Genomic DNA, 24,762 nt, shown 5'->3' with positions numbered 1-24,762 from the left:
CTCTCAACCGGCGGGAACCCCGAAAGTTACGGCGCGGGCAGGATGCCTTCTTCGCGGGCCTCCTGCGCGAAGGCGTCGAGCTCGCGCGCGCGGCGCGTCTCGTCCCAGCCGAGCTCGTCGCCGAGCACGCCCGCGACGCGCTCGAGCACGGGCGCCGTCAGGGCGCGCGCGGCGGTCAGACCGAGCCGCGTGCGGCGCAACAGCACGTCCGCGAGCGTGCGCGCCTGCTCGCGCCGGGCGGCGTAGACGACCTCCGCCAGCAGGTCCGGGCGCCCGTCGACGATCCGCTCGGCGGGGCCGGCGGCCAGCACGTCGTGGGCGACGTGCCCGTAGCGCCCCGCGAGCTGCTCGCGCGCCCACTCCGGGGCGGCCAGGTCGTCGGGTTCGACCGCCATCCCGAGCGGCAGCTCGTGCGTGATGCAGCGGGCATCGCTGCCGTCGCGCTCGACGATCCGGTCCACGGTCTGCTTGGCCATCCGCCGCCAGGTCGTGAGCTTGCCGCCGGTGATGGTGATCATCCCGCTCGAGGTCTCGTACAGCTCGGCCTTGCGCGAGATGTCGACGGACTTGCCGCGGTCGCCGGTCGAGATCAGCGGGCGCACGCCCGCGTACGCCCCGGCGAGGTCGTCGGGCGTGAGGCTCGTGGCGAAGAACCCGTTGACAGCGTCGAGCAGGTAGTCGACGTCCTCCTCGGTCGGGCGGACGTGCACGACGTCGCCGCTGTGGTCGGTGTCGGTGGTGCCGATCAGGGTCTGGCCGAGCCACGGCAGCACGAAGATCGTCCGGCCGGCGCCCGCGGGAACGATCGCGCCGGCGGTCATCGGGAGCCGGTCGCCGTCGACGATGATGTGGGTGCCGCGCGACGGGCGGATGACGGGCACCTCGGCCTCGTCGTGGAGCTCGGCGGGGCGCAGACGGTCGGCCCACACGCCGGTGGCGTTGACGATCGTGCTCGCCCGGATCTCGAGCTCCTCGCCCGCTTCCGCGTCCCGCACGCGCGCGCCGATCGCGCGGCCGCCGTCCTCGAGCAGCTCCAGGACCTCGACCCGGTTCGCGGCCACGACGCCGAACCGCTCCGCCTCGGCCAGGACCGTGAGGACCAGACGGGAGTCGTCGGTCTGGCAGTCGTAGAACAGGTAGCCGCTCGTCGGCGCGCGGCCCTCCAACGCCGGAAGGAGCTGCGCGACCTCCTCGCCTGGGATGATCCGGTGGCGTGCCGGGCTCCAGTCGCTGTCGTCCCGGCGGCGCCGGCGGCGGATCCGGTCGACGGACATCACGTCGTAGGCGTTCAGGCCCAGGCCGACGATCCGGTCCAGCCGCTGGCCCTCGAACGCGGGGACGATCAGCGGCAGCGGCTTGGTCAGCCAGGGCGCGAGGTTGACGTTGATCTGGCGCTCGAGCAGCGCCTCGCGGACCAGGCCGAGGTCGAAGTTCTGCAGATAGCGCAGGCCGCCGTGGACGAGCTTGGACGAGCGTGAGCTGGTCCCGCCGGCGTAGTCGTTGCGCTCGACGAGCGCGACCGAGTACCCGCGCGTGGCCGCGTCCAGCGCGACGCCCGCGCCCGTGATCCCGCCGCCGATGACCAGCACGTCGAACGGCTCCCGGGTGAGCGAGGCGACGGCGTCGGCGCGGGGCAGCACGCGACCGCACGTTACCGTTCTGGCGGTCGATGACCAGCGGATTCGTCCAAGGGCTGTGGCGGTTCCCCGTGGTCGGGATGGCGGGCGAGCAGCTGCGCTCGACCCAGATCGACGCCCGCGGCGTCGCGGGTGACCGGCAGCACTACGCCGCGGGGCCCGAGGGCCGGCTGTCGGTCCAGGACCTGCCCGAGCTCGCGCAGTGGTCGGCGGCGTACCCGTTCTATCCCGACGGCGCGATCGACCCGCACAAGCCAGCGCCGTACCCGACCCTCACGCACGCGGGGAAGGCGTTTCTGTGGGGCGACCCGCGGCTGGAGTTCGCGCTGCAGCGTTCGCTCGGCCGGACGATCGACCTCGTGCGCGACCTCGACCACGCGCGCGGCGTGATCGTCGCGACGGTCGCACCGCCGATGCAGCGGGCTATCGCCGGCGTGAACGTCCAGCTCGGGCTGCGGCTCCCCGAGGGCGGCGGCTGGGGCGGGACCGAGCTGATCTTCCGCGATGGCGTGCGCCTGAAGCTCGTCGCCTCCCGCGCCGACGGGCCCGGGATCGAGGCCCGGGTGGTCGAGGCGGGCCGCATCGTGCTCGGCGAGCCGGTGACGCTCGGTTAGGCTTCGGGGTCCCGACCTGGCCAAGGAGGCTGTGACGCCGTGCTGCGCATCGATGAGACTTCCGGGACGCTCGTGGCGCCACAGGCGTCAGGGCTCATGGAGAGCCCGCCGGACCGCGAGGAGCTGCTCGGCCTCATCACGTCCTCGTGGGACGCCTTCTCGGCCGAGCTCGGCCTGAACGGCATCCGCCTGCTCTCGCGTGAGCCCGTCCCCTACGTGGACCTGCTCGGCTTCGACGAGACCCGCAACCGCGTCGTCGTGATCCTCGTGACAGGCGACACCGTCGAGTGGCAGCTCGGGCGCGCGCTCGGGGCCGCGGCCGACGTCGCCGCCTGGGACCGCGAGCGCCTCGTCTCCGTCGATCCCGGCCTGGAGGCCGTCGACGGCGCCGAGTCCCCGTCGCTCGTGCTGATCGCGGGCGGCTACGACCCGCGGGCGTTGACCACGATCGACTGGCTCGCCTCCCGTCACGACGTGCCCGTGTTCGCCTACACGGTCGCGATGATGCGCTTCGGCAACGAGCGCCTGCTGTCGGTGCGGCGCGAGCCCGCCGAAGACGGCGCGCCGGACATGAACACGCTGCTCGACGACTCGCGCGGCCAACAGGCCGAACCCGCCGAGGCGCCGGCGCAGCCGGACGAATAGGCGCTCAGCCGAAGAACAGCGAGAACACGCCCCAGACGCGCTCGGGGTGCCAGTCCAGGGCCGGTCCGCGCCGCATGCGCGTGACCGGCTCGACCTCGCGGCCCAGCAGCTGGAGCAGCTGCACCGCGGCGCGGTTGCCCTCCGGCACGGCCACGCGCAGGCCGGGCCGGATCAGCGACGCGAGGAGCGTCGTCGCGCCCGCCGGGTCGCCGACGATCGGGAGCGCGCCCCACGGCGGGCGCAGCGCCACTGCCGACAGGTCCGACGTCGCGACCGCGCCCTCCAGGGAAGCGAGGACCGCGAGCGAGCGGTCCTCGCCCGTGGCCGAGCGGTCCAGGGCCAGCACCGCTTCGCGGTCCTCCTCGCGCACGTCGCGCAGCTCGACCGTCTTCTCCGGCCGGGCAGCGCCCGAGCTGAACACGCGGTACAGGCCCTCCGGCTCGAAGCCGAGCTTCTCGTAGAGCGGGCGGCCGAGCGTGCTCGCGAGCAGCAGGACGGTCTCGCGTTCGCCCAGGGCATCGATCGCGGCCTCGGTCAGCGCACGGCCGAGCCCGCGGCCGCGCGCGGACGGCGCCACGGTGATGCCCCCGAGCCAGCCGGACGGCCCGAACGTGACCGACGCCGCCGTGCCGACCACGACGCCGTCCTCCTCGGCCACGAGCAGCGTCCCGTCCGGGGAGGAGGCGACCAGCGTGTGCACCGTCGGCGCGCGCAGCTCGATGCCGAACGCCTCGCTCATCACGGCCAGCGCGGGCTCGATGTCGTCCGCTGCGGCGCGCCGGATCGTCACGCGCTTAGAGCTTACGGGCCCGGGTAGACGGGGCACCGTGCCCCGGATCGCCCTGCACTGCTCGCACGAGCAGATCCCTCCCTCCCGCCTGCTGAAGTCGATCGTCAGAGCCGAGCAAGCCGGCTTCACGGGCGGCATGTCCTCCGACCACTTCGCGCCCTGGAGCGAGCGCCAGGGCGAGTCCGGGTTCGCGTGGTCGTTCCTGGGCGCGGCGCTGGCGCAGACGTCGCTGCCGTTCGGCGTCGTCAACGCGCCGGGACAGCGCTACCACCCGGCGATCATCGCGCAGGCCGCGGCGACGCTGTGCGAGATGTTCCCGGAGCGGCTGTGGGTCGCGCTCGGGTCGGGCGAGGCCGCCAACGAGCACATCACGGGTGAGGGCTGGCCCGCCAAGGAGACCCGCAACGAGCGGCTGCGCGAGTGCGTGGACGTCATGCGGGCGCTGTTCGCGGGCGAGGAGGTCAGTCACTACGGCCTGGTGACCGTCGATCGCGCGAAGTTGTGGACGCTGCCCGAAACGCCACCGGAGCTGCTCGTGGCGGCCGTGAGCGAGAAGACGGCCGCGTGGGGCGCCGAGTGGGCGGACGGGCTGGCCACGGTGAACGCGCCGGTCGAGCAGCTGCAGCGGATGCTCGACGCGTTCGGGCGCCGCGACGCGCGCCTGGTCCTGCAGGTGCACCTGTCGTGGGCGCCGACCGAGCAGGAGGCGCGCGCGGTCGCCTTCGACCAGTGGCGCACCAACCTGACCGACCCGCCGGTGTGCTGGGACCTGGACACGCCCGAGGCGTTCGATGCGGCGGCGGCCTTCGTCCGGCCCGAGGACCTGGACGGCAAGGTGCTGATCTCCTCCGACCTCCAGCAGCACGTCGCGTGGCTGCAGGAGTTCGCGGCGCTCGGGTTCACCGACATCGCGCTGCACCATGTCGGCCAGGACCTGGACGCGTTCATCGACGCGTTCGGTGAGCACGTGCTGCCGGAGCTGCCGGCATGAGCGTCAAGACCTCGAGCGACCTGTGGTGGAAGAACGCGGTCGTCTACTGCCTCGACGTCGAGATGTTCTTCGACTCCGACGGTGACGGCTGCGGCGACCTGCTCGGGCTGACCGAGCGCGTCGACTACCTGGCCGGGCTCGGGGTGAGCGTGCTGTGGCTGATGCCGTTCTACCCGTCGCCGAACCGCGACGACGGCTACGACATCACCGACTTCTACGCGGTGGACTCGTCGATGGGGACGCTCGGTGACTTCGTCGAGCTCGTCCGCACGTGCCGCGACCGCGGCATCCGCGTGATCGTCGACTTCGTCATGAACCACACGTCCGATCAGCACCCGTGGTTCCAGGCGGCGCGGTCGTCCAAGGACTCCCCGTACCGGGACTTCTACGTGTGGGTCGACGAGAAGCCGCCCGAGAAGCCGGGCGACCTCGTGTTCCCGGACGCCGAGACGTCCAACTGGACCTACGACCGCAAGGCCGGCCAGTACTACCAGCACCGCTTCTACAAGCACCAGCCCGACCTGAACCTGGCCAATCCCGCCGTGCGCGACGAACTCGCGCAGGTGCTCGGCTTCTGGCTCGAGCAGGGTTTGAGCGGCTTCCGCGTGGACGCGGTCCCGTTCCTGATCGAAGGCGTGCTCGACGATCCGCACCAGATCATCCGCGACCTGCGCTCCTACGTGAACCGGCGGGTCGGCGAGGCGGTGCTGCTCGGCGAGGTCAACCTGCCGGCCGAGCAGACGCGCGCGTTTCTCGGGGATGAGGACGGCGACGAGCTGCACATGGTGCTCGACTTCATCGGCAACCAGGCGCTGTACCTGTCGCTGGCGCGGGGATCGGCGGAGCCGCTGACGAAGGCGCTCTCGTCGTATCCGAAGATCCCGGCCGCGGCGTCTCTGGGGCGCTTCGTGCGCAACCACGACGAGCTGACGCTGGACAAGTTGAGCGAGGAGGAGCGCGCGGAGGTGTTCGCTCGCTTCGGGCCGGACGAGTCGCTGCAGCTGTACGGGCGCGGGCTGCGGCGGCGGCTCCCCACGATGCTCGAGGGCGACGAGCGCGCGCTGCGGATGGTGTACTCGCTCGCGTTCTCGCTCCCCGGGACGCCGGTCCTGTTCTACGGCGAGGAGATCGGGATGGCCGAGAACGTCGACATCGAGGGGCGCTACGCGGTGCGCGCGCCGATGCAGTGGGCGCGCGACGGCGGCTTCACGCTGCCCGGCGTCTCACCGCGCCGGCCGATGGTCGAGGGCGCGTTCGGGCCCGAGCGGGTGAACGTGACCGACCAGCGGCGCGATCCGGGGTCGCTGCTGAACTGGTTCGAGCGGCTGATCCGGCGCCGGCGCGAGTGCCCGGAGCTCGGGTTCGGGTCGCTGACGTTGCTGGAGAGCGGCGCGGAGTCCGTGTTCGCGCACCGGGTGGACTGGGAGGACGCGACGATCGTGTGCGTGCACGAGCTGTCCGGCTCGCCGGCGACGGTCTCGCTGCCGGTGGGCGACGGCGAGCGGCTCGTCGACCTGTTCGACCACTCCGACCATGATCTGCCCGCGACGCTCCAGCTGGAGCCGTACGCGGCGCGCTGGTTCCGGGTCGCCCGGACCGGCGTGCGGCTTCCGCCGTAGGTCAGTACTCGTCGCGGCCGCGGAGCTTCTCGAACTGGCGGCGGTCGCGCTTGGTCGGTCGCGCGTTGCGGTCCACGCCCTGCGGGCGCGTCATCTTCATCTCGGCGATGCGGCGCTCCCGCTCGGTCCTGGAGTCCTCGGTCTCGGTGTAGAGCTGCTGCGCCGCGCTCGCCGGGAGCCGTCGCTCTGCCGTGCCGTTGATGCGGGCGGTGATCCGGATCACGCCCTGGCTGAACTCGATCTCGTCGCCCGGCTTGACGTCCTTGCTGGGTTTGGCGGGGGCGCCGTTGAGCTTCACCCGGCCTCCGCGGAGGGCGTCGACGGCCAGCGCGCGCGTCTTGACCAGGCGCGCGGCCCACAACCACTTGTCGATGCGAACGGGAGCGGTGTCCATCGTCGTTGACATATTGAACCGACCCTCGCGGCGGTCGCCCGTTGTGCGGACATGAAGACAACGATCGCGCTGCTCGCGGCAGGCTCACTGCTCGTGGCTCCAGGGGCCGCGCTCGCCAAGCCCAAGGCGAAGGTCTACAAGGGAACGTTCACCTACGTCGGTGCCGACGGCGACTACGTCACCGGCAACTTCGGCAAGGTCCACCTCGTCGACGGCAAGCGCAACGACAAGCTCTCCGTGCACGTGCGGCGGCTGGCGCCGCGGACGACGTACGTCTACCGGCTGCAGTCCGCGCCCTCCGCGTGCGCTGCGGACGCGCCCGGTGGCGTGGACGTCTCCGGCTGGACGTACCGCAAGCTCAAGACCTCCCGTTCCGGGACCGGCAACGCCGCCGCCCGGTCGCGCACGTTCACGGTGGACCGCACGAAGCGCTACTTCGTCGGCGTCTTCCGTGCCGAGGCCGACGGATCGGCGGGCGAGCTGATCCTGTGTGCCCGGCTCAACACGCCCAAGGCCAAGCCCGGCAAGCAGGGCAAGCCGGGGAAGCCGTCGCCGAGCAAGCCGGTCGCGCCGGCCGGCGCGCCGTCCGAGCCCGAGGCCCCGCCGGCGGACACCCCGCGCGGCAAGAGCGAGGACGCGCCGCACGGCAAGAGCGACGAGGCGCCGCGCGGCAACGCCCGCGGGCACGACAAGGACAAGTCCGGCAAGCCGGACAAGGAGCGGGGCAAGCCGTCCCGCTAGGAGGAGAGACCGGCCGGTCCTCCGCCCCGGCGGGCCGGCCCCTGGTCAGTTGAGGCCCGCATAGGGCCCCAAGTGACCACCCGCCCGACGCGACCGGCGCGCCGGGCGCCTCGAAAGCGCGGCTAGTTGCGCTCGAGCCAGCGCCGCAGCGCGGCACCACCGACGAGCGTGACCTCGCCGTCAGCGTCGATCCAGTCCCGCACGCGCAGCTCGCGCACGAGGCCCAGCGCGTCGCTCGGCCCGGGACCCTCACCGTGCGCGGCGAGCATCGACGTGCCCGGCTCGATCGTCCACCGGCCCGAGTCCAGCGCGGCGAGCGCTCGCCCCTGCTCGTCGGTCGGCATGTCCAGCGGGTCCGGACCCGCGCCGCTCAGCGGATCGTCGTTCCAGGTCGGCTTCTTGGCCGGCGACGGGCTCGGCGTCGGCGCCGGCATCGGGAACCCGACGTCCCCAAGGTTCTCCGTCTGGGCGCGCAGCCACTCACCCGCGCCGTCCACGAACCGCTTCGCACGATCCGTGTCGATCCCGTACGAGCGTGCGACGTCCTCGAACTCGCCGGCCTGGAAGCGCTGAATTCCGCGCTGCACCTCGTCGGCGATCTCGCGGAGGGCCTCCTCGAAGCTCTTCGGCTTGTCTTCGTCGTCCATAGGCAAGGATGATCGCAGCGCAACATGTTGCTTGGATCAAGCAGGCGCGTCAGGCGAACGGGAGTCCGTCGAAAGACGGCGGCGGACCGTTGACCCACTTCGGGAACGGCGCGTACGCCTCCTTGGAGTGCGGCGTGTCCTGCTCCGGGCCGGCGCCGTGCTTGAGCGCGGTCTTGTCGCGGACGTAGAGCGTGTCGGTGGAGTCGTCGCCGTTGTCGCGCGCGCCGATCGCGAAGACCACGCACGGTCCGTCGCCCGCGCCGACGAGGATGTGCTCGGTGCCGGCCGGTGAGTGGAAGAAGTCCCAGGCCTTCAGGCGCCGCTCCTGGCCCTCGACGATCAGCAGCGCCTCGCCCTGCAGGACGAGGAAGTCCTCCTGGTTGCCCTCGCGGTGGTACATGCCGTTCGGCTGACCGGGCTGCAGGACGCACAGCGTGTAACCGATCTGCGGGAAGCCGGCCTGGTCGCCCTCGAAGATGCAGGCGTCGCCGAAGTACTCGTTGCGCACCCACGCGGCGTCGCGGACGTTGACCGTGAACCAGCCCTCGCTCGCCGCAACTCGTCCATATTCGGACTGTTCCATCTGCGCCTCGTCCATTCGACCAGGCTAGATCCAATCGGGATGCGGGAGAATCGATCAATGAAGCGCCACTCGCTAGTCGCCGTCCTCGCAGTGCTGGCGCTTCCGGCGAGCGCGCATGCCGCGACCTTCGCACTCGAGGCCGGCTCGCCCTTCCCGACGCGGTACGCGACGTATGCGATCACCGTCAACGACTTCAATGGCGACGGTCTCCTCGATGTCGCCGCGGTAAATGGTCGCTTCGCGACGAATTCGGACAGCGTCTCGATCTATCTGCGGCAGCCGGGCGGCGGTTTCGTGGAGGAGCCCGGGTCACCGATCAGCGTTCCCCAGGGACCGAACTCGATCGCATCTGGCGACTTCGGCGGGGATTCGCGGGCCGACCTGGCGATCGCGACGTTTGAGGCGACCAGTGTCTCGCTGCTGGTGCGCAACGCAACGAATGACGGCTTTGTCTCCGGCGGTTCCCCCGGGTTTGTGCCCGGAGGAGGAAGCGCCCTCGCCGCAGCGGACTTCGACGGCAACGGCGCCTTGGATCTGGCCTACGGGAGTTGGCGGGACAGCACCGTCGGCGTGCTGCGCCGCCAGGGCACCGGTTTCGTCGACGAGCAGCCGAACCGCTATCCAGTCGTCGCGAACCCGCGCCAGCTCGCGCCAGGTGACTTCGATGGCGATGGTCGTCCCGACCTCGCGGTGACCAACGCCGGTGATGACAGCGTGTCGATCCTCATCCGCAGCCAAGACGGCAGCACGTTCGCCGCCGAGGACCCCGTGCCGGTCGGAGCGGAGCCGTGGGGCATCGCAGCCGGTGACTTCAATCGGGATGGCCGTCTCGACCTCGCGGTGGCGAACGAAGGGGGTGACTCGGTTCAGTTGCTGGTGCGCAACGGCAGCAACGATGGCTTCACCGCGACGTCGCCTGTCGCCGTGCCGGATCAGCCGAGAGACATCGCCGTCGCTGACTTCGACAGCAACGGCTCACCCGACGTAGCGGTCGCGAGCTTGGGCGCCGGTGCGTTGACGGTGCTGTCCGGAGGCACGACGCCAGAGCCTTCAATCGCGCTTGCGAGCGCCTACACCCCAGCTGTCGGGGACTTCAATCGCGACGGGCGGCCGGATCTCGCAGTGAGCTCGGCGTTCCCGGGCAGCTTCAGTTCATTTCTCAACACGACTGCACCCCCGCAGCAACCGCCACCTCCACAGCCGCCGCAGCCGCCGGCCCCCACTCCCACGCCGTTGCCCGAGCCGGTCGCCGGGCGCAACGTGAACGCGACGCCCGTCGAGGGCCGCGTCCGGGTCCGACTGCCCGGGAGCCGCGCGTACGTCGACCTCGCGCAGACGCAGCGACTGCCGGTCGGCACGACAGTTGACGCGCGCAACGGCACGGTGGAGCTGAGAGCCGCCAACAACGGCGGGACCGCGAAGTTCTTCGACGGCATCTTCAGGATCAGCAGCCAGACGCGCGGGTCGCGGCCGCTGACGACGCTGACGCTCACCGAGCAGCTCAGCTGTCCCCGGTCCAAGCGGGCGTCCGCGGCCGCGCAGAAGAAGAAGTCGCGCAAGCTGTGGGGTGACGGGAAGGGCGCGTTCCGGACGTCCGGGCGCTACAGCGCGGCGACCGTGCGCGGCACGAAGTGGCTGGTGACCGACCGGTGCGACACGACGACCACCCGCGTGACGCAGGGCTCGGTGACCGTCCGCGACTTCGTCAAGAAGCGCAATGTGGTGGTGCGGGCCGGCAAGAGCAACAGGGCCCGCAAGCGGCGTTAAGTGGTGGTTGGGGTGGGGGTGCTCGCCGCGGCGGTGCCCGCGGGGCTGGCAGCCCGACGCCGAGTCCGGCGTCGGGTCGCCGAAGTCGCGGCCGAAGGTGGCGGAGAACTCCGGGCGCGGCGGCTTGCGGGCGATGCCGCTGCGCAGGTCGTTCGTGAACCAGGTGTGCATGACGACCGACCAGCCGTCGCAGTGGGAGTGCCAGGGCAGGACGGACCGCGCGTACGCCGGCTCGGCGCCTTCGTGCACCCGGTACATGAACGCCACGAGGATCATCGGGCGCGGCGGGTCGTACCAATAGACGACCGCCTCGGGATACCGCACGTCGAGCTCGCGGCCGTCCTCGTGGAGCTTGGTGTTCCGGAGGTGGAAGAAGAACGGCTTGGGCCGCTTGATCTTGGAGACCTGGCCCTTGTAGCCGAGCTTGCGCGCGGCGGCGACCGTCGGGAAGCGCTTCGCGGCCGAAGCCTTCGAGCGCAGCCACAGCCTATTCGCGTCCGCGACGTCCTCGGGCGGGGCGGCGGAGAGGTCGGGGTAGATCGACGCCGGGAACGTCCAGATCGGCGGCGCCGGCGCCGGCTCCTGCGCAATGCCGGCTCCCGGGACCACGCACGCGGCGATCACGGCAAGCCCCAAGCACGACGTGCCCTTCAGCGACATGTCCTCACTCCTTCCACGCCTTCGGATGCGGCCAGCACGCACGCATCAGCCCGCGCCGGAAGCGCTCGACCCGCCGATCGTCCGCGCGCCGCTCGGCGGCCGTCCCCGGCCAGCCCGCCGCGTGCGAACCGTGCAGGAAGCGATTCTTGCCGTACGGATTGCCGGGGTCAAGCGCGGGGGCGGGACGGGTCAGCCAGCAGTCGAGCCGCCGCAGCGCACGCGCCTGCACCCGGGCCGAGGACGCCGCCACGGCCTCCCCGCGCGCGACACCGTCCCGCCGGTCGGCCGCGAGCATCTTCCGCGCGTGCGCGCGCAGCCGCGCCACCGGCACGTCGCCCTCGCGCGCGATCTCCGCGTAGCTCGCGCCCTCTTCGCGCAACGCCCGGTACGCGTCCGCGGGCATGCCGAACACGTCCTCAGCGTGCGGGTGCAGATCCAACCCGTGGAAGACGTGGAAGAACAGGTGCTGCGCGAGATGGCCCTGGGTCAGCACGCGCACCGTGCGCTCGCGCAACAGCGGCGACGATGGCGCCAGGCGAGCCACGAGCGGGTCCAACTCCATCCCCCGCGCACGGGCCAGCGCGGCCACCGTGTGATGGTCGTTGTAGAGATACGCCTCCAGCTGCCCCGGCCGCAACCGCAGCGCGGATTCGAGGGCGCGCTCGTCGAACGGCACCCAGTGCCGGTGCACCCACTCCTCGTCGGGCAGCCAGTTGTGGTCCGCCCCGGCGGGCGCCAGCGAGTCGTGCGCGAGCGCCGGAGCGGCCGCAGCCAGGAACGCGACCAGCGCCGCGACGATCGCTCGCATGCCCGGGACCTTACGATCAGTTGATGATCGATGAGGCCACGGACTTCGGACAACGCGCCGCTCGCCATCTCCGAGAGGACGAGGTGGTGTGGCTGACGACGGTCACGCCCGGCGGGCAACCCGTCCCGAACCCGGTGTGGTTCCTGTGGGACGGCGCGACCAACGTCCGCCTGTACACCCTCCCGAAGAGCTTGCGCGTGAAGACGATCGAGAGCAACCCGAGGGTGTCGCTGAACTTCCGCGGCACGGAGACCGGCGGTGACATCGTCGTGCTCAACGGCCGGGCGACCATCGTCGGTTCGAGCGAGCCCGCGCACGAGGACGCGGCGTACGTCGAGAAGTACCAGCGCAGCCTGAGCAGCCTGAAGATGACGCCGGAGGCGTTCGCGGCCGAGTACAGCGTCGCCGTCGACATCGAGCTGACCAAGGTGCGCGGCTTCTGATGCCTGACATCCGCACCGCCGGGCCGGAGGACCTGGACACCGTCACCGACCTGCTGATCGGCTTCCGCGACTGGTGGAACTCGACGACGCCGTCCGACGAGACGTTCCGGACGACCGCCGCCAAGCTGCTCGAGGACCCGAACACGGAGTTCCTGCTCGCGGGCACCGACGGCCTGGCCCAGATCCGCTTCCGTCTCTCGGCCTGGACGGGCACGGAGGACTGCTGGCTCGAAGACGTCTATGTGAAGGACCGCGCGCGCGGCACGGGCCTGGGCAAGGCGCTCACCCAGGCCGCGATCGACCGCGCCCGCGAGCGCGGCTGCCAGCGCATCGAGCTCGACGTCAACGAGCAGAACACGCACGCGATCGGCCTCTACACGAGCCTCGGCTTCAAGCTCGAGCCCAAGCCGCCCGGCCGCACGCTGTTCCTCGGCGCGAAGCTCGCATAGAGCATCCGCGAAGCGATGCTGCAGCCGGAATGGGCACGCGCCGGCGAAGCCGGCCGCGCCCATCGGGCGCCTAGTACTCGTCCTTCTTGCGCCACCACTGGTAGGGCGGCTCCTGCGGCCGCCCCGCCGGGGTGTCCTCCCACTCCTCCTGGCGGCCGAACGGCACCAGGTCGAGGAACGTCCACACCGACCCGAGCGCCTCGACGCCGCGCCCGCGCGTCTCGTAGGTGAGAAACGCGCGCTCCCCGGCACGCAGGAAGACCTGCAGCCGGAAGTACTCCGTCGTCCCGCACGCCTGCTGGAACGACAGGTCGTCCGTGTACCACGGCACGCTCCACCCCATCCGCGCCTTGTAGGCCGCGATCCGCTCCTGCGGCGCGCGCGAGACCAGCGCGAACGACACGTCACGCGCGTGCAGGTGGGCGAGCTCGGACACCTGGTCGGTGAACATCGAGCAGCCGCCGCACGGCTCGCCGTCCTCGGGGAACCAGAAGTGGTAGAGGATCAACTGCGGCCGGCCCTCGAACAGGTCGAGGAAGGTCAACCGCCCGGAGGGCCCGTCGAACGCGAAGTCCGTCCGGAAGGCCGTCATCGGCTGCCGCCGGCGCTCGGCGGCGAGCGCGTCGCGCGCTCGCGTCGCCGCCTTCTCCTTCTCGATCAGCGCGCCGTTGGCCTCACGCCAGCTCTGCTCGTCCACGATCTGCGGAAGTGACATGCAACCTCAGACTCCACGCGGCCGTGACATTCATCGCGGCGACCGCCAGCAGCCCGAGCACGACCGAGCCCGTCACCGCGACCACCACGCAGAACGCGAGGTAGCCGCGCAGCCCGACGATCAGCCCGCCCAAGGCGCTCGCGGCCGCCGCGACGCCCCGCGAGCGAGCGACCAGCAGAGCGAACGTCGCGCTGAGCGTCGGGAACGCGGCCACGATTCCCGCCAGCTCCGGCCCCGACACCTCGGCGACCACCAGCGCGCAGCCCACGATCGCGGTCACGACCCCCGCGCCGACCCGCGCGTCGAGCGGCTCGCCCTCGAACCTCGAGGTGCCTGGCACCTTGATCTTCGCCAGCAGCGCCGGGACCGCGCAGGCGATCGCCACCCACGCCGGGACGAGGGCGACGAGCAGCGAGACGGCGGCGAACGCGACCGCCGCCGCCGCGACTCCGAGCAAGGAGCCGCGCCGCACGATCACCCGCGCGAAGGCGACCGCGAACGCCACCTGCGCCACCACGTGCGCCGCCGCGCTCTCCGCCACCGCCGGCCCTTCAGCGCCCAGCGCGACCACGATGAGCGTGATCGCGAACGGCATCGCCGCCACCGCCCCGCCGACGGCCGGGCCGAGGCGTCGCTCGACCCAGGAGGCGAGCCACATCAGGACAGGCGCGGCGAGCAGCGGAGCGAAGACCATGCGCCCCAGCCTGAGAGACGAACCGCTTCACTTCCAGCGAACGTTTCGCACGGAAACCCGTGCGCAAACTCAAACGATCGGGCAGTCGAGCACGTAGCGGCGCCCGTCAACGCGCGCCCGGGTATAGATGAAGCCGTCGACCGCGACGCACTCCTGCGGCCGCGACAGCCGCACGCGCGCGCCGCCCGCGCCCGTCCCCACCGCCACGTCCTCGTTCCACCCGCGCCAGCTCAACCCGCGCACCCGCACACGACGCCCGTCGCAGCCCACGACGAGCGTCCGCGGCTCGCTCACACCGCGCCGGCAGTCGGCCACGGCGAGCACCCGCCGTTCCACCGCGGCCGATACGGAGAGCGTCCGCGTGCACGACGGCTCCGCGTAGGTCGCCGACACCGCGTACGGCGCCCCCGTCAGCCCGACGCTGAACGCCTGCTGGAACCCGAGCGAAGGCAGGTCGGCCTTCCACCCGCGCCCGAGCCGGTCGAACACGCCGAGCGTCCACCCCGCCCCCGTCGCCTCCCCCACGCCGGTCGGCGCCAGCGAAGCGGTGTACGAGCGGCCGGAGACCAGCACCGGCGGCACGCCCTCCAGCCGCATCGCGGCCGGCGTCTCCGCCGGGCAGGCGGCCGCCAGCGAGATCAGCGCCGCCGCGATCACTCCCCGATGTCCTCGTTCCAGACCTCAGGGTGCTCGGCGATGAAACCCTGCAGCAGCTCGTAGCACTCGGTCGAGTCCAGGTCGATCACCTCTACACCCGACTCTCGCAGCCACGCGGCCCCGCCGGCAAACGTACGCGACTCGCCGATGACCACGGCCGAGATGCCGAACTGGCGGACGAGCCCTGAGCAGTACCAGCACGGCGACAAAGTGGTGACCATCACCGTGTCGCGATACGAGCGTCTCCGTCCGGCCGCCCGGAACGCGTCGGTCTCGCCGTGGACCGACGGATCGTCGTCCTGGACGCGCCGGTTGTGCCCGCGCCCGAGCAGCTCACCGTCGCGGGAAAACAGCGCCGCGCCGATCGGGATTCCGTCCTCTGCACGGCCGATCCGGGCCTCTTCGAGGGCCACCGCCAGCATCGCCCGGGCATCCATTCGTCCAGGGTACGCGGCGGTGTGAACATTTATCCCTTGGTGGGCTAGGCAGCGCCTCGACGAGTCGTCATATTTCCGCGCGCCATGAGGAGAGCCACGACGGTCGTGGTCGTCCCGTCCCGGACGATCGAGAAGTTCCACGAGCCCCCGGCGGAGACGCAGGCGTACGAAGAACGCCTGCTGTGCCTGCTGCTGCGGCTGCGAGAACGCCACGTCCGCGTGGTCTACGTCACGTCGATGCCGGTCGCTCAGGAGATCGTCGAGTACTACCTCGGCCTGCTGCCCGCCGACATCCGCGAGGACGCCCGCAACCGCCTGACGATGCTCAGCGCCGACGACCCGTCGCTGCGCCCGCTCTCGGCCAAGCTGCTCGAGCGCCCGACGCTGCTCACCCGCATCCGCTGGGAGATCACCGACCACCAGGACGCGCACCTCGTCCCGTACATCACGACCGAGCTGGAGTTCGCGCTCGGCGCCGAGCTCGGCGTCCCCGTCCAGGGCGCGCACCCCGCGCTCGCCTACCTCGGGACCAAGAGCGGCGGGCGGGAGCTGTTCGCGCGCGCGGGTGTCGCGCACCCGCTCGGCGTCGAGCACGTGCGCTCGCGCGCGGACGTGATCGCCGCGATCGCCCGGCTGCGGTCGGTCCGGCCGCGGATCGGGCAGGTCGTCGTCAAGCTCGACGACGGCGTGTCCGGCGAGGGCAACGCGATCGTCGAGCTGCGCGGGATCGGGCGCACCGGCACGCGCGCGGAGCTGCTGCGAATCGCCGAGCGCGTGGACGCGATGCGCCTGCAGGCGCCGAACGTCACGCTGCACGAGTACTTCGAGCGCCTCGAGCGCGGCGGCGGCGTCGTCGAGGAGCGGATCGTCGCGCGCGAGCTGCGCAGCCCGAGCGTCCAGCTCGAGCTCTCGGCCGACGGCGCGCGCGTCGTCTCCACCCACGACCAGCTGCTGGACGGCGACCGCTGCGTCGGCTGCCGCTTCCCGGCCGAGCCCGCGTACTCGGGCCTGATCACCGAGGCCGCCGAGCGGATCGGCGCGCTGCTCGTGGCCGAGGGCGCGATCGGCCGCGCGGCGATCGACTTCATCGTCGGCCGCAACCGCTCGGGCAGCTGGAGCGCGTACGCGATCGAGATCAACCTGCGCAAGGGCGCGACGACGCACCCGCTGTACGCGCTCGAGCTGGTGACGGGTGGAAGCTACGACCCGCGGGCGGGCGTCTTCCGCGCGCCGGACGGCGCGATCCGCCACTACGTGGCGACCGACTACCTCGCTTCACCTCGTCTGTCCGCGCTCGGGGACGGTGCGTTGTTCGCTCTTGCGGATCGACCGGGTCTGGATCCTGACGGCCGCGGGGTGGTGTTCCACATGCTCAGCGCCCTCACCGAGCTGGGGCGGATGGGAATGACCGCAATCGGGAGTACTGCGGCAGAAGCCCAAGAACGGTTCGAAGCGACTCAATCCATTCTGCTCGGCGCCGCCGCAAACCTCGAATCCGAGGTCGCCGTGGTGGCGTAGGTCGGCACGAAGTTTCGGGGCCTGGACGCGTTATGGCCTGCAGGAGGAACGTCCAGTCGAGTTCCCGGAGGCCACATGTTGAAAGAGAACGCCCGGCTCGGACGAGCGGCCAGTCGCCACTCCGACGAGATGGTCCAGAAGGGCTACTTCAGCCACGAGAACGGCGGCGAGACGTTCGTCGACCGCATCCTCGCCGCGGGCTACGCGCGCCGCGACGACGGCTGGTCGCTCGGCGAGAACCTCGCCTGGGGCACCGGCACGCTCGCCACCCCGCGCCGGACGATGGAGGCGTGGATGGACTCGCCCGCCCATCGCCGGACGATCGTCAAGCGCAACTACCGCGAGATCGGCTTCGGCGTCCGCCTCGGCGTGCCGAAGGACCCGGCCTCGGGCGCGACCGTCACCGCGAACTTCGGCGCCCGGCCGTAGGCCATGCTCCGCTCCACGCTGCTCCTGCTCGCCGCCCTCGCGGCGCCGGTGGTCTTCGCCCCGAAAGCGCCGACGACCACCGTCCACGGCGAGACGCGCGACGACCTCCCGGACCTGGACCTGCGCCGCAGCGTCGCCGTCGCGGCGCAGGCCGGCGGTGGTGTCCCCACCAGCTGGTGCGGGGACGTCACGGCGAGCGACGACCGCACGCACGCCGCCTTCGCGCCCGAGACGCCGCAGATCAAGGTCGTCTACGCCTACGCCGCCGACCGGCCCGACCGCTCCGGCGGATGGATGGACGCGCTGCAGGCCAACGTCGCGCTCGTCAACCGCTACCTCGGCGCCCAGGCCGGCGGGACGAAGGCGCTGCGCTTCGACATGGGCACGCGCTGCGGCCGCCAGTTCGTGGACATCCAGACCGTCGCGCTCCCCGGCGCGCACGCGGAGTACGCCGACAACTTCCGCGCCGTCGCGCAGGCGGTGCAGCGCGTGCTCGGGGACCTGGGCGGCCCGCGCAACGCGATCGTGCTCGCCGACAACCTGTCCGCAACCGGCTCCGACCACGGGCTGGCGGAGACGATCACCGGCGGGGGCGGCGAGCAGCCCGGTCCGGAGAACCCGCACAACCGGGGCGGGCTCACCGGCGTCCTGTTCACCCGCGACGGCGGTGAGGTGCCCGGGCCGGGCGCGCACGGCTTCTGGCCCGAGGGCTTCCTGCACGAGATCACGCACACGCTCGGCGCGGTGCAGTGGGGCGCGCCGCACTCCACGCAGCCCGCCGGTCAGCAGAACCGGTTTACGGGCACTGCTGGCAGGGCGTGGACGTGATGTGCTACGCCGAGAACGAGGGCGCCGCCAGCCAGCTGCGCACGGACTGCGCGTCGGTCGAGGGCGCGATCACGGTCAGCTTCGACTGCGGTCGCGACGACTACTTCAGCCCGGCGCCCGCGCCCGGCAGCTACCTGGCCACGCACTGGAACACCTACGACTCGGTGTTCATGGCGCCGTGCGCGACGATCGCGCCGGCGTGCAGCGGCGGCGCCGGCGCGGGCGAGGACCCGGTGACCGTCCCCTCGCCCACGACCGACCCGGCGATCATCGGCGCGGTCCGGCGCGGCGCGACCCTGAAGACCACCAAGGGCGCCTGGATCAACCGGCCGACGCGGTTCACGTACCGCTGGCAGCGGCTGACCGGCTCGACGTGGCGGGCGATCCCGCGCGCTGACCGCCGCCGCTACCGGCCGACCGACCGCGACGTCGGCCGCCGCCTGCGCGTCGTGGTCGCGGCGACCAACGAGGACGGCACCACCGCGACCACGTCCGAGCCCACCGCGCGCGTCAGCTCACGCCGCCACCCGCAGTGAGTACACGGGCGGGAGCCGAGCGGCCGCGCAGCCCCAGCTCCCGCCCGCGTCGCCCGAGCCGAAGACGTCCCCGCTGGTGGCGCCGAAGTAGAGCTCGAGGGCCTCGCCCTCGCCGCCGCGGTCGAACGCCTCGCGCAGCACGGTCAGGTAGGCGTGCTCGGCGGGCAGGCCGTCGCCGCGGGCCGTCCAGCTCTCCCCCGCGTCGCGCGTCTCATAGACGGCGACGCGGCCTTCGGGCGTGACGCGGTCCTCGGCGCCCTTGAGGGGAATGACGTACGCGGAGTCCGGGTCGGCCGGGTCGAGGACGAGCGGGAAGCCGAAGTCGGACGGCAGCCCGGCGCCGATGTCGGTCCAGCTCTCGCCCGCGTCGTCGGAGCGGTAGACGCCGCCGTGGAACTGCATGAACAGGCGGTCTGGGTCCTTGGCCGCGCGCTGGAGGTCATGGACGCACAGGTTGATCGTGTCCTCGGGTGCATCGTCAGGCAGGTAGCGGGCGCGCAGGCCGCGGTTGCCGTGGCGCCAGGACGTACCCGCGTCGTCGGTGAGCCAGACGCCGACGGCGCTGATGCCGAGCGCGAGCCGGCCGGGCGTGCCGACCGTCGGCGCGATCGAGTGCAGGCACAGCCCGCCGCCGCCCGGCTGCCACAGCGGCCGGGTCGGGTGCTCCCACAGCGTGCGGTTGAGTTCCCACGTGACGCCGCCGTCGTGGCTGGCGAACAGCACCCCCGGGTCGCCGCCGGCGTACAGCGTGCCGTCGTCGTCGGGCACGATCACCCACATGCGCTCCAGCGCGCCCTCGGGCAGCTCGAGCCCTTGCGCCTGCTCCCACCCGCCCGCGACGGGATCGTCGGTGTAGAAGATCTTCGGCCCGTACCAGGGCGAGGTCATCGTCGCGAGCGTGCGCCCGGAGTGCGGGTCGCGCATCGCGTACTCGATCGGCTCGCCCGCGAACGCGCGGGCGGTCACGTCGAAGGCCGCTCCCGGCTCGCCCTCCAGCACGAACAGGCCCTTCTTGGTACCGACGAGCAGCTCGGTCATGCGCTCCCTCCTGAGATCGCGGGCAGCACGTCGATGCGGTCCCCGGGACCGACCGGCGTGTCCTCGCGCCCGCGCTCGCCATTGACGAACACGTTGATGTGGCGGCGGATCCGGTCGCGCTCGTCGAGGATCCAGCCGTCGAGCGGCGGTGTGTCGTGCTCGAGGTGCTGGAGGAGCTCGCCGACGGTCGCCCCCACGACTTCGAGCTCGCCGCTGCCGGCGAGCTGCTTGAGGGGACCGCGCAGACGGACGAGCGCTCCGGTCATGTGCAGTACAGACCGAAGCGCCCGCGCAAACTCATCGCAAGAGGTGGTTGAGGTCGTCGCGCAGCGCGCGCAGGCCCTCCACGTCCAGGGTCGGGTTCGTCGTCTCCGCCAGCCCGCGCTGGACCGGGTCCGGGATGACGAGCGTCCCGTCGCCCAGGTTCTCCATCACCTGCTCCATGGCGACGGAGATCTCCTGCTGCAGTCTGGCCTTCTCCTCCTCCATGCGCCGATCTTACGCCAGCGACCGCCGCTCGCCACCGGGGTAGCCGGGGACGCGGCGGGCGACGCCGAGGGCGGCGTCGACGCTGTAGCGGCCCGCTCCGGCGATCGCGATCGCGAGCGCGCTGAAGCCCAGCGCCAGCACCAGCTCCTAGCCACCGTCAGAGGCGAAGAACCCGTTCTCGGCGTGCACGACGAGCCCCGCGACGAGCATGTCGATGGCGAGTCCGAACGCGAACACAGGAGCGAGTGCGCCGACGATCAGCGCGATCCCGCGGACGCGACCGGCTACCTGTTGAAGGACGCCGAGCCGGAGGAGGTCGTGCGCGCGGTGCGCGCCGCGGCGGCGGGTGACGCGCCGCTGGACCCGCGCGCCGCCCGCGAGGTCCTGTCGGCCCAGCGCGAGATGCCGCCCGACCTGACCGAGCGCGAACGCGAGATCCTCGGGCTGGTCGCGGCGGGCCACGCCAACAAGGTCATCGCGCTGCGGCTCGGGATCTCGCACAAGACCGTCCGCAACACGCTGTCGGGCGCGTGCCGCAAGATCGGCGCCACCGACCGCACGCAGGCCGCGCTCTGGGCCCAGCGCTCAGGCCTGGCGTGACTCGCGCCAGACGCGCGGCGCGTCGGTGGCGGCCAGCGCCCAGGCGATCAGCAGCGGCTGGAAGAACAGCCGCGCCAGCCGCTTGGTGTCGGTGTCCAGGCCGAACGCGTCGCGGTGCTCGGTGTACTGGGCGATGTTGCCCGGGAAGATCGCCACGTAGAACGCGGCGAGGGCCGCTCCGGCGAGCGCGCGCCGCGGCTGCTTCCAGGTCACCAGCAGCGCGGCGCCGAGGCCGATCTCCACGGCGCCCGACAGCAGCACCGTCAGGTCCTCGTCGATCGGCACCCACGGCGGGACCTGCGCCTGAAACTCCTCGCGCTGGAAGGTGAGGTGGCCGGTGCCGGCGCCGACCATCGCGGCGCCGAGCAGGATCTGGGCGGCGGCTCGCAGGCGCCTCACGCGAGCTCGAGCGCGACGTCGACGTTGCCGCGCGTGGCGTTCGAGTACGGGCACACCTGGTGGGCGGCCTCGACGAGCCGCTGGGCCTCTTCGCGGTCGAAGCCCGGCAGGTCGACGACGAGCGTGACCGCCAAGCTGAAGCCGCGGTTCTCGTTCGGGCCGATGCCGACGCGGGCCGTGATCGTCGACTCACCGAGGTCGGTCTTCTCGCGGCGCGCGATCGTCCGCAGCGCGCTGTGGAAGCACGCCGCGTAGCCGGCCGCGAACAACTGCTCGGGGTTGGTCGCGCCGCCGCTGCCGCCCATCTCGCTGGGGACCGCGAGGTCAAGGTCGAGCACCCCGTCCGAGGACTTGGCGTGGCCGTCGCGGCCTTCGCCGGTGACGGTCGCTTCGGCGGTGTAGAGCGTCTTCATCGTTGCGACTCCTCGATCAGGGCATGGCAGGCGCGGTGCAGCGCCGCGAGCGTCTCGTCGTCGACGCCGGTGGCGTCGTGCAACTGGGCGGGGATCTCGACCGCGCGCTCGCGCAGCTCCCATCCCGCGTCGGTGAGGCCGACCCGGACCTGACGCTCGTCCTCGGCCGCGCGCGCCCGGGTCACGAGCCCGCTCGCCTCCAGCCGCTTGAGCAGCGGCGAGAGCGTCCCGGAGTCCAGGTGCAGCGCCTCGCCGAGGTCCCGCACCGAGCGCGTCCCGTGCTCCCACAGCACGAGCAGCACCAGGTACTGCGGGTAGGTCACGCCGAGCGGCGCGAGCAGCGGCCGGTACGCGGCCGTGACGGCGCGCGACGCCGAGTACAACGCGAAGCACACCTGCTGCTCGAGCGCGAGCGGGTTCACGCCGATCACCGTAGCGCGCGATTCAATTGTGCGCAACCTAAAGAGGGACAGTCCCTCTTTAGGTTCGTGTCACAGCGCCTGGACTTCGGTGAGGATGTCGGCCACCGAGGCCTTGGCGTCGCCGAACAGCATCGCGGTCTTGGGGTCGTAGAAGAGCGGGTTGTCGATGCCGGCGAAGCCGGATGACATGGAGCGCTTGAGGACGATCACGCTGCTCGACTTGTCGACGTCGAGGATCGGCATGCCGTAGATCGGCGAGCCTGGCTCGGTGCGCGCGGCGGGGTTGGTGACGTCGTTGGCGCCGATCACGAGCGAGACGTCGGTGCGTGCGAACTCGCCGTTGATGTCGTCCATCTCCTTGAGCTTGTCGTAGGGGACGTCGGCTTCGGCGAGCAGGACGTTCATGTGGCCGGGCATGCGGCCCGCGACCGGGTGGATCGCGTACAGGACCTCGACGCCGCGCTTCTCGAGCGCGACGGCGAGGTCGGCGACGGCGCGCTGGGCCTGCGCGACGGCCATGCCGTAGCCGGGCACGACCACCACCAGGCGCGCGTAGGAGAGCTGGATGGCGACGTCGGCGGCGCTCGTGCTGCGCGCGGTCCCGCCTCCCCCGGGCGCGGCCAGCGCGCTCGCCGCGCCCGTGCCCACGCCGGCGAAGAAGACGTTGCCGATCGAGCGGTTCATGGCGTCGGCCATCTGCTTGGTGAGGATGGAGCCGGACGCGCCGACGAGCATGCCGGCCACGATCAGCGCCGTGTTGTCGAGCGCGATGCCCGCGGCGGCCGCGCTGAGGCCGGTGAAGGCGTTCAGGGTCGAGATGACGACCGGCATGTCGGCGCCCCCGATCGGCACGACGGCGAGCACGCCGAGCGCGCCCGCGCTGAGCAGGATCAGCCAGAACAGCAACTCGGAGTCGCTGCCTGCGGCGATCACCGCGGCGAGCGCGACCGCGATCGCCAGCAGCGCCGCGTTGACCGCGGGCGGCGTGCGGATCGAGCCCTTCATCAGCTCCTGCAGCTTCAGGAAGGCGATGTTCGAGCCCCAGAACGAGATCGAGCCGATGATCGCCGCGAACAGCAGCGGGATCAGCTCGTCCAGCGGGAGGTCCACCTCGGCCGCGCGGAACTCGACGATGGCGATGATCGCCACGGCACCGCCGCCGACGCCGTTGAACAGCGCCACCATCTGCGGCATCGCGGTCATCTTCACGCGCTGCGCCGCCGGCACACCGACGGCGACGCCGATCGCGATGCCGCCGATGATCAGGGCCCAGTCGCCGACACCGTCCTGCGCGAGCGTCGCGCCGACCGCGATCGCCATGCCCACGGCCGCGACCTGGTTGCCGCGCACCGCGGTGCGCGGCGCGCGCAGCATCCGCAGCCCCACGATGAACAGCGTGAAGGCGACGATGTAGAGCGCGCTGATGACGTCAGCGCGGCTCATCCGGCTTCTTGCCCTTGAACATGCCGAGCATGCGGTCGGTGACGAGGAACCCGCCGACGACGTTGATCGTGCCGAACGCGATCGCGACTACGAGCAGGATGTCGTTCAGGACGCCGTCGACGTGGCCGATCAGGATCAGGCCGCCGAGCACGACGATGCCGTGGATGGCGTTCGTGCCGCTCATCAGCGGCGTGTGCAGCGTGTTCGGGACCTTGGAGATGACCTCGAAGCCGACGAACGCCGCCAGGACGAGGATCGCGAGCTCGGTGAGCAGATCCACTTACACCACCTTCCCGTTCCGTACCACGGTCGCCCCCGCGACGACCTCGTCCCCGGGATCGAAGCCGAGCTCGATCAAGCTGAGGATGTTGCGCGCGTACAGCGCGGACGCGTGCTCGGCCATCTCGGAAGGCAGGTTGAGCGGGCCGATGATCTTCACGCCGTTGTCGGTCACGAACGTCTCGCCGGGCTGCGTGAGCTCGCAGTTGCCGCCCGCTTCGGCGGCGAGGTCGACGATCACCGAGCCGGCCCTCATGCCTTCCACCGCGGCCGCCGGGATGAGCTTCGGCGCGGGGCGGCCGGGCACGAGCGCGGTGGTGACGATCACGTCCGACTTGCCCATCTGCACGCTCAGCGCTTCCCGCTGGAGCTGCTGTTCCTCCGGCGTGAGCTCGCGGGCGTAGCCGCCCGCGGCCTCGGCGTCGCCGATCCCCTCCACCTCGAAGAACTTCGCGCCCAGCGACTGGATCTGCTCCTTGACGGCGGAGCGGATGTCGAAGGCGGTGACCACGGCGCCGAGCCTGCGTGCCGTCGCGATGGCCTGCAGACCGGCGACGCCCGCGCCGAGGACGAGCACCTGCGCGGGCGGGACCGTGCCCGCCGCGGTCATGAACATCGGGAAGAAGCGCGGCAGCTCGGTCGCCGCGATCAGCACCGCGCGGTAGCCCGAGACGGTCGCCTGGCTGGAGAGCGCGTCCATCGACTGCGCACGGCTGATGCGCGGCACCTTCTCCATCGCGAGCGCGGTCGCGCCACGCGCCGCGATCGCCTCCAGCCCTCCGGGGTCGCCGAGCGGGTTCAGGAAGCCGACGAGGATGGTGTCGCCGCCCAGCCGTGCGACCTCGTCGGCGGTCGGCGGGGCGACCTTCGCGACCACCTGCGCGCCCCAGGGATCGCCGATCGTCGCGCCCGCTTGGACGTACGCTTCGTCGGTGGCGCCCGCCGTCAGCCCGGCGGCGGCCTCGATCACCACCTCGTGCTCGGCCGCGCGCAGGCGTCGGACGACGTCGGGCACGAGGGCCACTCGTCGTTCGCGGTCCACCCTCTCCTTAGGAACCCCGATCCGCAAGTGAGGCG

Annotated in this window: 33 protein-coding genes; 13 read left to right on the top strand and 20 right to left on the bottom strand. The window is 71.9% G+C overall.

Features of this window, described 5'->3' with window-relative positions; translation table 11 throughout:
- Positions 1–26 precede the first annotated feature (26 nt).
- Entirely contained in the window at positions 27–1,640 is a 1,614-nt protein-coding gene (locus tag OJ962_RS04135; protein ID WP_202952280.1) for a glycerol-3-phosphate dehydrogenase/oxidase, read from the bottom strand.
- A gap of 29 nt (positions 1,641–1,669) precedes the next feature.
- On the opposite strand from OJ962_RS04135, the gene OJ962_RS04130 reads away from it, so the two are divergent.
- Complete coding sequence (locus tag OJ962_RS04130) at positions 1,670–2,251, top strand: MOSC N-terminal beta barrel domain-containing protein (RefSeq protein ID WP_202952279.1); 582 nt, start codon at positions 1,670–1,672, stop codon at positions 2,249–2,251.
- Between the two features lie 39 nt (positions 2,252–2,290).
- Entirely contained in the window at positions 2,291–2,896 is a 606-nt protein-coding gene (locus tag OJ962_RS04125) for a hypothetical protein (RefSeq protein ID WP_202952278.1), read from the top strand.
- 4 nt (positions 2,897–2,900) lie between these two features.
- On the opposite strand, the gene OJ962_RS04120 is transcribed toward OJ962_RS04125, so the two are convergent.
- On the bottom strand, positions 2,901–3,686 hold the full coding sequence (locus tag OJ962_RS04120) for a GNAT family N-acetyltransferase (protein WP_202952277.1): 786 nt from the start codon (positions 3,684–3,686) through the stop codon (positions 2,901–2,903).
- Between the two features lie 37 nt (positions 3,687–3,723).
- Between OJ962_RS04120 and OJ962_RS04115 the strand changes: the two genes are divergently transcribed.
- Positions 3,724–4,677: a TIGR03885 family FMN-dependent LLM class oxidoreductase gene (locus tag OJ962_RS04115; protein ID WP_202952276.1), complete on the top strand. Its 954-nt coding sequence runs from the start codon at positions 3,724–3,726 to the stop codon at positions 4,675–4,677.
- A complete protein-coding gene (locus OJ962_RS04110; protein ID WP_202952275.1) occupies positions 4,674–6,296 on the top strand; it encodes an alpha-amylase family protein in 1,623 nt (540 codons plus the stop codon). The genes OJ962_RS04115 and OJ962_RS04110 overlap by 4 nt, the downstream gene beginning before the upstream one ends.
- Position 6,297: 1 nt before the next feature.
- On the opposite strand, the gene OJ962_RS04105 is transcribed toward OJ962_RS04110, so the two are convergent.
- Positions 6,298–6,702: an RNA-binding S4 domain-containing protein gene (locus tag OJ962_RS04105; RefSeq protein ID WP_202952274.1), complete on the bottom strand. Its 405-nt coding sequence runs from the start codon at positions 6,700–6,702 to the stop codon at positions 6,298–6,300.
- Positions 6,703–6,741: 39 nt separating this feature from the next.
- Between OJ962_RS04105 and OJ962_RS04100 the strand changes: the two genes are divergently transcribed.
- Positions 6,742–7,431 (top strand): hypothetical protein, encoded by a 690-nt coding sequence (locus OJ962_RS04100; protein WP_202952273.1) that lies wholly within the window; start codon positions 6,742–6,744, stop codon positions 7,429–7,431.
- A gap of 122 nt (positions 7,432–7,553) precedes the next feature.
- Here OJ962_RS04100 and OJ962_RS04095 read toward each other — a convergent pair whose 3' ends face one another.
- Both OJ962_RS04095 and OJ962_RS04090 read right to left on the bottom strand, forming a co-directional pair.
- Positions 7,554–8,078: a hypothetical protein gene (locus OJ962_RS04095; protein WP_202952272.1), complete on the bottom strand. Its 525-nt coding sequence runs from the start codon at positions 8,076–8,078 to the stop codon at positions 7,554–7,556.
- Positions 8,079–8,127: 49 nt separating this feature from the next.
- Entirely contained in the window at positions 8,128–8,676 is a 549-nt protein-coding gene (locus OJ962_RS04090) for a cupin domain-containing protein (protein WP_270006199.1), read from the bottom strand.
- Between the two features lie 42 nt (positions 8,677–8,718).
- On the opposite strand from OJ962_RS04090, the gene OJ962_RS04085 reads away from it, so the two are divergent.
- Positions 8,719–10,428 carry an FG-GAP repeat domain-containing protein gene (locus OJ962_RS04085; protein WP_270006198.1) on the top strand — a complete coding sequence of 570 codons (1,710 nt, stop codon included), beginning with the start codon at positions 8,719–8,721 and terminating at the stop codon, positions 10,426–10,428.
- 664 nt (positions 10,429–11,092) lie between these two features.
- Here OJ962_RS04085 and OJ962_RS04080 read toward each other — a convergent pair.
- Positions 11,093–11,896, bottom strand: a complete 804-nt coding sequence (locus OJ962_RS04080; protein WP_202952268.1) for a hypothetical protein — start codon at positions 11,894–11,896, stop codon at positions 11,093–11,095.
- Positions 11,897–11,919: 23 nt separating this feature from the next.
- Here OJ962_RS04080 and OJ962_RS04075 point away from each other — a divergent pair, with 23 nt between their 5' ends.
- Complete coding sequence (locus OJ962_RS04075) at positions 11,920–12,339, top strand: TIGR03667 family PPOX class F420-dependent oxidoreductase (protein WP_202952267.1); 420 nt, start codon at positions 11,920–11,922, stop codon at positions 12,337–12,339.
- On the top strand, positions 12,339–12,788 hold the full coding sequence (locus OJ962_RS04070; protein ID WP_202952266.1) for a GNAT family N-acetyltransferase: 450 nt from the start codon (positions 12,339–12,341) through the stop codon (positions 12,786–12,788). The genes OJ962_RS04075 and OJ962_RS04070 overlap by 1 nt, the downstream gene beginning before the upstream one ends.
- Before the next feature lie 70 nt (positions 12,789–12,858).
- On the opposite strand, the gene OJ962_RS04065 is transcribed toward OJ962_RS04070, so the two are convergent.
- From OJ962_RS04065 to OJ962_RS04050, 4 genes are all read right to left on the bottom strand, one after another.
- A complete protein-coding gene (locus tag OJ962_RS04065) occupies positions 12,859–13,503 on the bottom strand; it encodes a DUF899 family protein (protein ID WP_202952265.1) in 645 nt (214 codons plus the stop codon).
- Positions 13,463–14,197, bottom strand: a complete 735-nt coding sequence (locus OJ962_RS04060) for a hypothetical protein (RefSeq protein WP_202952264.1) — start codon at positions 14,195–14,197, stop codon at positions 13,463–13,465. Before OJ962_RS04060 ends, OJ962_RS04065 begins: the two co-directional genes overlap by 41 nt.
- 69 nt (positions 14,198–14,266) lie before the next feature.
- Positions 14,267–14,854 carry a hypothetical protein gene (locus tag OJ962_RS04055; protein WP_202952263.1) on the bottom strand — a complete coding sequence of 196 codons (588 nt, stop codon included), beginning with the start codon at positions 14,852–14,854 and terminating at the stop codon, positions 14,267–14,269.
- Complete coding sequence (locus OJ962_RS04050) at positions 14,851–15,291, bottom strand: nucleoside deaminase (protein WP_202952262.1); 441 nt, start codon at positions 15,289–15,291, stop codon at positions 14,851–14,853. Before OJ962_RS04050 ends, OJ962_RS04055 begins: the two co-directional genes overlap by 4 nt.
- Before the next feature lie 84 nt (positions 15,292–15,375).
- Here OJ962_RS04050 and OJ962_RS04045 point away from each other — a divergent pair, with 84 nt between their 5' ends.
- From OJ962_RS04045 to OJ962_RS04030, 4 genes are all read left to right on the top strand, one after another.
- Positions 15,376–16,809, top strand: a complete 1,434-nt coding sequence (locus OJ962_RS04045) for a hypothetical protein (RefSeq protein WP_202952261.1) — start codon at positions 15,376–15,378, stop codon at positions 16,807–16,809.
- A gap of 75 nt (positions 16,810–16,884) precedes the next feature.
- On the top strand, positions 16,885–17,238 hold the full coding sequence (locus OJ962_RS04040; RefSeq protein ID WP_202952260.1) for a CAP domain-containing protein: 354 nt from the start codon (positions 16,885–16,887) through the stop codon (positions 17,236–17,238).
- A gap of 3 nt (positions 17,239–17,241) precedes the next feature.
- Positions 17,242–18,066 carry a hypothetical protein gene (locus tag OJ962_RS04035; protein WP_202952259.1) on the top strand — a complete coding sequence of 275 codons (825 nt, stop codon included), beginning with the start codon at positions 17,242–17,244 and terminating at the stop codon, positions 18,064–18,066.
- Positions 18,066–18,602, top strand: coding sequence for a hypothetical protein (locus tag OJ962_RS04030; RefSeq protein WP_270006197.1), 537 nt, complete (start codon positions 18,066–18,068; stop codon positions 18,600–18,602). The genes OJ962_RS04035 and OJ962_RS04030 overlap by 1 nt, the downstream gene beginning before the upstream one ends.
- Here the strand turns inward: OJ962_RS04030 and OJ962_RS04025 are convergent.
- From OJ962_RS04025 to OJ962_RS04010, 4 genes are read right to left on the bottom strand one after another with little or no spacing between them, the layout of a single operon-like run.
- Positions 18,582–19,640: a WD40/YVTN/BNR-like repeat-containing protein gene (locus tag OJ962_RS04025; RefSeq protein ID WP_202952257.1), complete on the bottom strand. Its 1,059-nt coding sequence runs from the start codon at positions 19,638–19,640 to the stop codon at positions 18,582–18,584. The two genes, OJ962_RS04030 and OJ962_RS04025, sit on opposite strands and share 21 nt — an antisense overlap.
- Entirely contained in the window at positions 19,637–19,906 is a 270-nt protein-coding gene (locus OJ962_RS04020) for a MoaD/ThiS family protein (protein WP_202952256.1), read from the bottom strand. The genes OJ962_RS04025 and OJ962_RS04020 overlap by 4 nt, the downstream gene beginning before the upstream one ends.
- 31 nt (positions 19,907–19,937) lie before the next feature.
- The gene (locus OJ962_RS04015; RefSeq protein WP_202952255.1) at positions 19,938–20,129 is read right to left on the bottom strand and encodes a hypothetical protein; all 192 of its coding nucleotides are present in this window, start codon (positions 20,127–20,129) and stop codon (positions 19,938–19,940) included.
- Positions 20,130–20,138: 9 nt separating this feature from the next.
- Complete coding sequence (locus OJ962_RS04010) at positions 20,139–20,270, bottom strand: hypothetical protein (RefSeq protein ID WP_255525646.1); 132 nt, start codon at positions 20,268–20,270, stop codon at positions 20,139–20,141.
- A 42-nt stretch (positions 20,271–20,312) separates the two neighbouring features.
- On the opposite strand from OJ962_RS04010, the gene OJ962_RS04005 reads away from it, so the two are divergent.
- A complete protein-coding gene (locus OJ962_RS04005; RefSeq protein ID WP_202952254.1) occupies positions 20,313–20,729 on the top strand; it encodes a response regulator transcription factor in 417 nt (138 codons plus the stop codon).
- Here OJ962_RS04005 and OJ962_RS04000 read toward each other — a convergent pair.
- The 6 genes from OJ962_RS04000 to OJ962_RS03975 all read right to left on the bottom strand — a co-directional run bounded on the left by OJ962_RS04000 (position 20,715) and on the right by OJ962_RS03975 (position 24,754).
- Positions 20,715–21,083 carry a DoxX family protein gene (locus tag OJ962_RS04000; protein ID WP_407697487.1) on the bottom strand — a complete coding sequence of 123 codons (369 nt, stop codon included), beginning with the start codon at positions 21,081–21,083 and terminating at the stop codon, positions 20,715–20,717. The two genes, OJ962_RS04005 and OJ962_RS04000, sit on opposite strands and share 15 nt — an antisense overlap.
- 41 nt (positions 21,084–21,124) lie before the next feature.
- Positions 21,125–21,541, bottom strand: coding sequence for an organic hydroperoxide resistance protein (locus OJ962_RS03995; RefSeq protein WP_202952252.1), 417 nt, complete (start codon positions 21,539–21,541; stop codon positions 21,125–21,127).
- Complete coding sequence (locus OJ962_RS03990; protein WP_270006196.1) at positions 21,538–21,963, bottom strand: MarR family winged helix-turn-helix transcriptional regulator; 426 nt, start codon at positions 21,961–21,963, stop codon at positions 21,538–21,540. The genes OJ962_RS03995 and OJ962_RS03990 overlap by 4 nt, the downstream gene beginning before the upstream one ends.
- Positions 21,964–22,032: 69 nt before the next feature.
- Positions 22,033–23,406: an NAD(P)(+) transhydrogenase (Re/Si-specific) subunit beta gene (locus OJ962_RS03985; RefSeq protein WP_202952250.1), complete on the bottom strand. Its 1,374-nt coding sequence runs from the start codon at positions 23,404–23,406 to the stop codon at positions 22,033–22,035.
- Positions 23,393–23,686, bottom strand: a complete 294-nt coding sequence (locus tag OJ962_RS03980) for an NAD(P) transhydrogenase subunit alpha (protein WP_202952249.1) — start codon at positions 23,684–23,686, stop codon at positions 23,393–23,395. Before OJ962_RS03980 ends, OJ962_RS03985 begins: the two co-directional genes overlap by 14 nt.
- Positions 23,687–24,754 carry a Re/Si-specific NAD(P)(+) transhydrogenase subunit alpha gene (locus tag OJ962_RS03975; protein ID WP_202952248.1) on the bottom strand — a complete coding sequence of 356 codons (1,068 nt, stop codon included), beginning with the start codon at positions 24,752–24,754 and terminating at the stop codon, positions 23,687–23,689.
- Between the last annotated feature and the right edge of the window lie 8 nt (positions 24,755–24,762).

This window comes from Solirubrobacter deserti, from assembly GCF_027587175.1.
Taxonomy (GTDB): Bacteria; Actinomycetota; Thermoleophilia; order Solirubrobacterales; family Solirubrobacteraceae; genus Solirubrobacter; species Solirubrobacter deserti.
The sequence above is the reverse complement of the archived record's forward strand: the minus strand, read 5'-3'. Positions and strand labels throughout refer to the sequence as shown.